The sequence below is a fragment of the Kitasatospora putterlickiae genome, assembly GCF_039527695.1.
Classification (GTDB): Bacteria; Actinomycetota; Actinomycetes; order Streptomycetales; family Streptomycetaceae; genus Kitasatospora; species Kitasatospora putterlickiae.
This window is the reverse complement of sequence record NZ_BAAAKJ010000294.1, coordinates 1-4,726: the sequence shown is the minus strand read 5'-3', so window position 1 is coordinate 4,726 and position 4,726 is coordinate 1. Positions and strand designations below refer to the sequence as shown.

At 75.2% G+C, this 4,726-nt stretch carries 5 protein-coding genes and 1 pseudogene; 2 read left to right on the top strand and 4 right to left on the bottom strand.

Features of this window, described 5'->3' with window-relative positions; translation table 11 throughout:
- Together ABD308_RS28510 and ABD308_RS28505 are read right to left on the bottom strand one after the other, a co-directional pair.
- Positions 1–309: pseudogene (locus ABD308_RS28510) on the bottom strand (hydrolase); the annotation flags it as partial.
- 124 nt (positions 310–433) lie between these two features.
- The gene (locus tag ABD308_RS28505; protein WP_344340502.1) at positions 434–1,105 is read right to left on the bottom strand and encodes a TetR family transcriptional regulator C-terminal domain-containing protein; all 672 of its coding nucleotides are present in this window, start codon (positions 1,103–1,105) and stop codon (positions 434–436) included.
- A 95-nt stretch (positions 1,106–1,200) separates the two neighbouring features.
- Here ABD308_RS28505 and ABD308_RS28500 point away from each other — a divergent pair, with 95 nt between their 5' ends.
- Both ABD308_RS28500 and ABD308_RS28495 read left to right on the top strand, forming a co-directional pair.
- A complete protein-coding gene (locus ABD308_RS28500; protein ID WP_344340497.1) occupies positions 1,201–2,214 on the top strand; it encodes a zinc-binding dehydrogenase in 1,014 nt (337 codons plus the stop codon).
- Positions 2,215–2,286: 72 nt separating this feature from the next.
- Complete coding sequence (locus ABD308_RS28495; protein WP_344340491.1) at positions 2,287–2,610, top strand: hypothetical protein; 324 nt, start codon at positions 2,287–2,289, stop codon at positions 2,608–2,610.
- On the opposite strand, the gene ABD308_RS28490 is transcribed toward ABD308_RS28495, so the two are convergent.
- Both ABD308_RS28490 and ABD308_RS28485 read right to left on the bottom strand, forming a co-directional pair.
- On the bottom strand, positions 2,607–3,089 hold the full coding sequence (locus tag ABD308_RS28490) for a (2Fe-2S)-binding protein (protein WP_344340486.1): 483 nt from the start codon (positions 3,087–3,089) through the stop codon (positions 2,607–2,609). The genes ABD308_RS28495 and ABD308_RS28490 overlap by 4 nt on opposite strands.
- A 47-nt stretch (positions 3,090–3,136) precedes the next feature.
- A partial coding sequence (locus ABD308_RS28485) for a xanthine dehydrogenase family protein molybdopterin-binding subunit (RefSeq protein WP_344340479.1) occupies positions 3,137–4,726 on the bottom strand: 1,590 nt, incomplete at its 5' end.

Below are 4,726 nucleotides of genomic sequence, written 5' to 3'. Positions count from 1 at the left end.
GCGGTCGATGTCCGTCCCGGTGCGTCCGAGCGGGGCGGTGAATCCGGCGGCGCCCAGCGCGGGGTACCAGAGCTGCACCATCAGCTCGCGGGGCGTGGGGGAGGGGGCGAACGGGTCCTGCCGGTCCTCGTCGACGAGGTGCAGGGACACCGTGCCGACCGGTCGCCGCGCGGTGGGTGCCGGCAGGTCGATCGGCCCGGCGGGTGGCGTGGTGGGGGGCGCGGGCGCGGCGTGCGCCGTGGTGCCCGGCAGCGCGAGCGCCGCACCGCCCAATCCCGCGAACGACAGCAGTGAACGGCGCCCGATCACGGGCCACCCACCCTTCGGATCATCGGATGTGATGACACATCACCCTAGGCGCAGCGGGCGCGCGATGGATAGGGGTTGCCCGCCCGGAGCGCGTTGGGGCGCGAGGGGGGCGCGCGGGTGAGGGTCAGGGGGTGGTGAGCGCGAGACGGATCCAGCGTTGGGCCTCGGCCGTGGCGTGCTCCAGGCCCAGGGCGCCGGGCGCGGTGGCCGCCTGGACGATCAGGCCCTTGAGCAGGGCGACCACCGTCGTCGCCGCCGCGTCCGGGTCGACCTCCGGGCGGATCTCGCCGTCGGCCGCGCCCTGGCGGATCACCTCGGCCACCCAGCCGCGCATCCGGGCGTCCAGGCGGGCCACGGCGTCGGTGAGTTCGGAGGAACCGGCGAGGGCCTCGGCGCCCAGGACGACGAAGGCCCGGCCGAGGTCGGTCGGGTGCCGCACTCCGTCGAGGCAGGCGGCCCGGGTGAAGGCGCACAACTCCTCGACGGCGCCCGCGCCGCTGCGCTCCGGCGTGGCGGCGGCCATCGCCTCGGCGAGCGCCTCCTCCTGGAGCCGGGTGAGCAGGGCGCCCTTGGAGCCGAAGTAGTGCGAGGCCAGGCCCCGGCTGAAGCCCGCCTCCTCGCCGACCCGGGCGAGGGTCACCCCGGCGCTGCCGTGTTCGGCGACCAGGCGCGCGGCGGCGGCCAGCAGCGCCCGCTCGGCCCGCGCGCGCCGCTCGGCCTGGGTGCGGCGCGCCGGCTCGGCGGAGGGGCCTGCCGGCTCGGTGGAGGGGTCTGTCGGGGGAACGTGCGTGCGCATACCACCATGCTAGGGTGGAACTTGCTTGTTGAACAACAAGTAAGTACGGATGGTGTGGCCGCCGACCGCGCCACCCCCTGTGGAAGGGAACCGGGATGACCGCCACGATGCTCGCCGGCCGGCTCGACGTCGCGAAGGGCGCCTTCGCCGTGGAGGAGGTGCCGGTGCCCACTCCGGGGCCGGGCCAGGTCCTGATCAAGGTGGGCGCCGCCGGCGTCTGCCTCTCGGACGTTCACCTGATCGAGGGCATGCTCAAGCCGCTGCACCTGAAGGGGGACAAGGTCACCCTCGGCCACGAGGTCGCGGGCACCGTGCACAGCCTGGGCGAGGGCGTCGCCACCGCCGCCGTCGGCGACCGTGTGCTGCTCCAGGCCGGGGAGAGCCGCGACGGCGTCGTGCTCACCCGGGGCGTCGACTACGACGGCGGCTGGGCCGAGTACGCGCTGGCCACCGCGGAGACCCTGGTGCCGATCCCCGACGAGCTGCCGTTCGAGCAGGCCTGCTTCATCCCGGACGCGGTCTCCACCCCCTGGGCGGCGATCACCGGCACCGGCGCGGTCCGCCCGGCCGAGGCCGTCGGCGTCTGGGGGGTCGGCGGTCTCGGCGCCCACGGCGTCCAGCTGCTGCGCGCGGTCGGCGCCCACCCGATCGTGGCGGTCGACCCGCTGCCCGCCGCCCGCGAGCGGGCCCTCGCCTTCGGCGCCGACGCCGCGCTCGACCCGGGCGACCCGGCGTTCGCCGAGAGGCTTCGTGCCGCGACCCGGGGCCGTCCGCTGGCCGCCGCGTTCGACTTCGCGGGGGTGGCCCCGGTCCGCGAGCAGGCGATGGCCGCGCTCGGCGAGCACGGCCGCCTGGTGCTGGTCGGCCTGACCAACCAGCCGCTGACCGTCACCAACGGCACCCTGGTCAGCTACCTGCGCCAGCAGATCCGAGGCCACTACGGCTCGGAGGGCAAGGACGTCGTCGACCTGGTCGACCTGGTCCGCGGCGGCCGCCTGGAGTTCTCCCGCTCGGTGAGCGGCACCTTCCCGCTGGCCCGGGCCGCCGAGGCGGTCGAGGCCCTGGAGCGGAAGAAGGGCGACCCGATCCGGCTGATCCTGACGCCCTGACCGGCCGGGTGGCGTAGCCTCGCGATGACTGGGCGCGGTGGCCGTGCACAGGGCGAGGGGGAGGGTGTCGCGATGCTCGGGTGGTGGTTCCTGGTCAAGGCCCCGGCGGCGGGGAGCGACGAGGGCGAGGTCCTCGCCGGCTGGGAGACCGGTCTCGGTGGTACCAACTGGATCCGCGACCTGGTCAAGGCAGGCCGGGCCGAACAGCTGCGGTTCGACGGCTACCCCCTGCGCTACACCGCCCGGGCCGGTGACGTCCTCCCGCGGATCGCCGACGGCTCGGTGTTCGACACCGGGCCGGGCGCGGAGTACCGGCGCTGCGAGGTGTTCCCCGAGCGCATCGCCGTCTGCCCGTCGGACGCCCTGCTGACCGTCGACGCCTGGGACCAGTCCTAGCCAGGCCCCTGACCGCGCGCCGCCGCCGAGCGGGCGGCGGCGCGCTTGACGGCCTCGCGGATCCGGGGGTAGCTGCCGCAGCGGCACACGTTCTGGATCCGGTCGATGTCGGCGTCGGTGGGCGCCGGGGTGCGGCGCAGCAGGGCGACCGCCGTCATGATCTGGCCGGGCTGGCAGAAGCCGCACTGGGCGACGTCGCACTCCAGCCAGGCCTCCTGGACGGGGTGCAGGGTGTCGCCGTCGGCGAGGCCCTCGATGGTGGTGACCCGGCGGTCGGCGCAGTCCTTGACCGGCACGATGCAGGGCTGGAACTCCTCGTCGTCGAGGTGGCTGGTGCAGGAGCGGCAGACGCCGACCCCGCAGCCGTACTTGGGGCCGGTGACACCGAGCTTGTCGCGCAGCACCCAGAGCAGCGGCATGTCGTCCGGTGCGTCGACGGTGACCGGCCGGCCGTTGAGGACGAAGGTGTGGCTGGGCATGGGGGGCGCGTTTCCTCGGGTTCGTCCGGCGGGGGAGTGGTGCGGGGTCAGAAGTTGATCGGGAAGGAGCGCGGGCCGGTGCCGGTCGCCCTGGCGTAGGCGTTGGCCACCGCGGCGCAGGCCGCCGGGACGCCGAGTTCGCCCGCGCCGCCCGGTGGTCCGCCCGTCGGCAGCAGATGGATCTCGACCACCGGCGGGCTGTGCTTCTGCCGCGCGTAGTGGAAGTCGCCGTAGCTGCCCTCGCGGACGGTGCCCCGGTCGATGTGGTTGCCGGCCTGCAGGATCACCGAGATGCCGTCGATCAGCGCGCCGGTCAGCTGGGCCTCCAGGCCGGTGGGGTTGATCACCGTGCCGAGGTCGGCGGCGATCACCGCCTTGGTCACCCGGGGCTGGGTGGGCTCCGCGGCGTCGAGTTCGACCAGGTAGGCGACGCGGCCGCCGTTCTCCGCGTGGTAGCCGACGCCCTGGGCCTGGCCGGGCGGCATGGCGCGGCCCCAGCGGCCGGCCCGGGCGACGGTGTCGAGGACGGCCCGGCCGGCCGTGTCGCGCACCCGGGCGCGGCGGAAGGCCACCGGGTCCTGGCCGAGGCGGCGGGCCAGCTCGTCCACCATGATCTCGTCGGCCGCCCGCACGGTGCCGGAGTAGACGGAGCGCCAGCTGCCGGTGGGGATCTCCAGCGGGACCTCGGCGAGCACCTGGGTGGGGACGCCCACGTCGTACGGGTTGCTCTGGCTGAGCAGGAAGAACGCCTGGGCGACCGAGAGCCCGGCGACCTGGAGCTGGAAGCTGGCGGCGGTGAGCGCCTCGCCGAGGCCGTGGCCGAAGTCGGTCCGCACGGTGGCGACGCGGTGTTCGTAACTGAGCACCTGGCCGAGGCCGTAGGTGGCGCGGATCCGGTGGTGGGTGGCGGGGCGCATCCGGCCGTGCCGCATGTCGTCGTTGCGGGTCCACATCAGCTTGACCGGGCGGCCGGCAGCCCGGGAGATCCGAGCGGCCTCCAGCGCGGCGTCGTAGAACAGCCGCCGGCCGAACGAGCCGCCGCCGCGCACCACGTGCACGGTCACCGCGTCCTGCGGCAGGTCGAGTGCGGCGGCGATGGTCTGCTGCGCGACGACCGGCGTCTGTGCGGCGAACCAGAGCTCGGCGCGGTTGGGGCGGACGTCGGCGACCGCCGTCAGCACCTCCATCGGCGCGTGGTTGACGAAGGCGAAGTCGAACTCGCCGTCCACGTACTGGGTGAGCAGCGGGGGCACCAGGAACGGCGCGTGCGCGTCGCGCAGCCGCTTCCTGATGTCGGCGTCGGAGAGCGCCGCGACCGGGCCGGGGTGCCAGCTGGTGCGCAGCGCGTCGCGGGCCCGGAGCGCCTGGTCGAACGTTTCGGCGAGCACGGCGACGCCGCTCGGGATCGTCACCACGCCGAGGACGCCGGGCATCGCGCGGGCGGCGGAGGCGTCCAGGCCGGCCAGGGTGCCGTTGATGGTGGTGGGGCGGGCGACGACGGTGGGCACCGCGCCGGGCACGGCGAGGTCGCCCGCGTACTTGGCGCGGCCGGTGACGATGTCGCGGGCGTCGATCCGGCCGGTCGGGCGGCCGAGCACGCGGTGCTGCGCAGCGCGCTGATGGGCGGCTGCATAGGA

Bases quoted from the DNA above. Each gene is read 5' to 3' on its own strand.
- ABD308_RS28505 (WP_344340502.1), bottom strand. From the start codon at position 1,105: ATGCGCACGCACGTTCCCCCGACAGACCCCTCCACCGAGCCGGCAGGC.
- ABD308_RS28500 (WP_344340497.1), top strand. From the start codon at position 1,201: ATGACCGCCACGATGCTCGCCGGCCGGCTCGACGTCGCGAAGGGCGCC.
- ABD308_RS28495 (WP_344340491.1), top strand. From the start codon at position 2,287: ATGCTCGGGTGGTGGTTCCTGGTCAAGGCCCCGGCGGCGGGGAGCGAC.
- ABD308_RS28490 (WP_344340486.1), bottom strand. From the start codon at position 3,089: ATGCCCAGCCACACCTTCGTCCTCAACGGCCGGCCGGTCACCGTCGAC.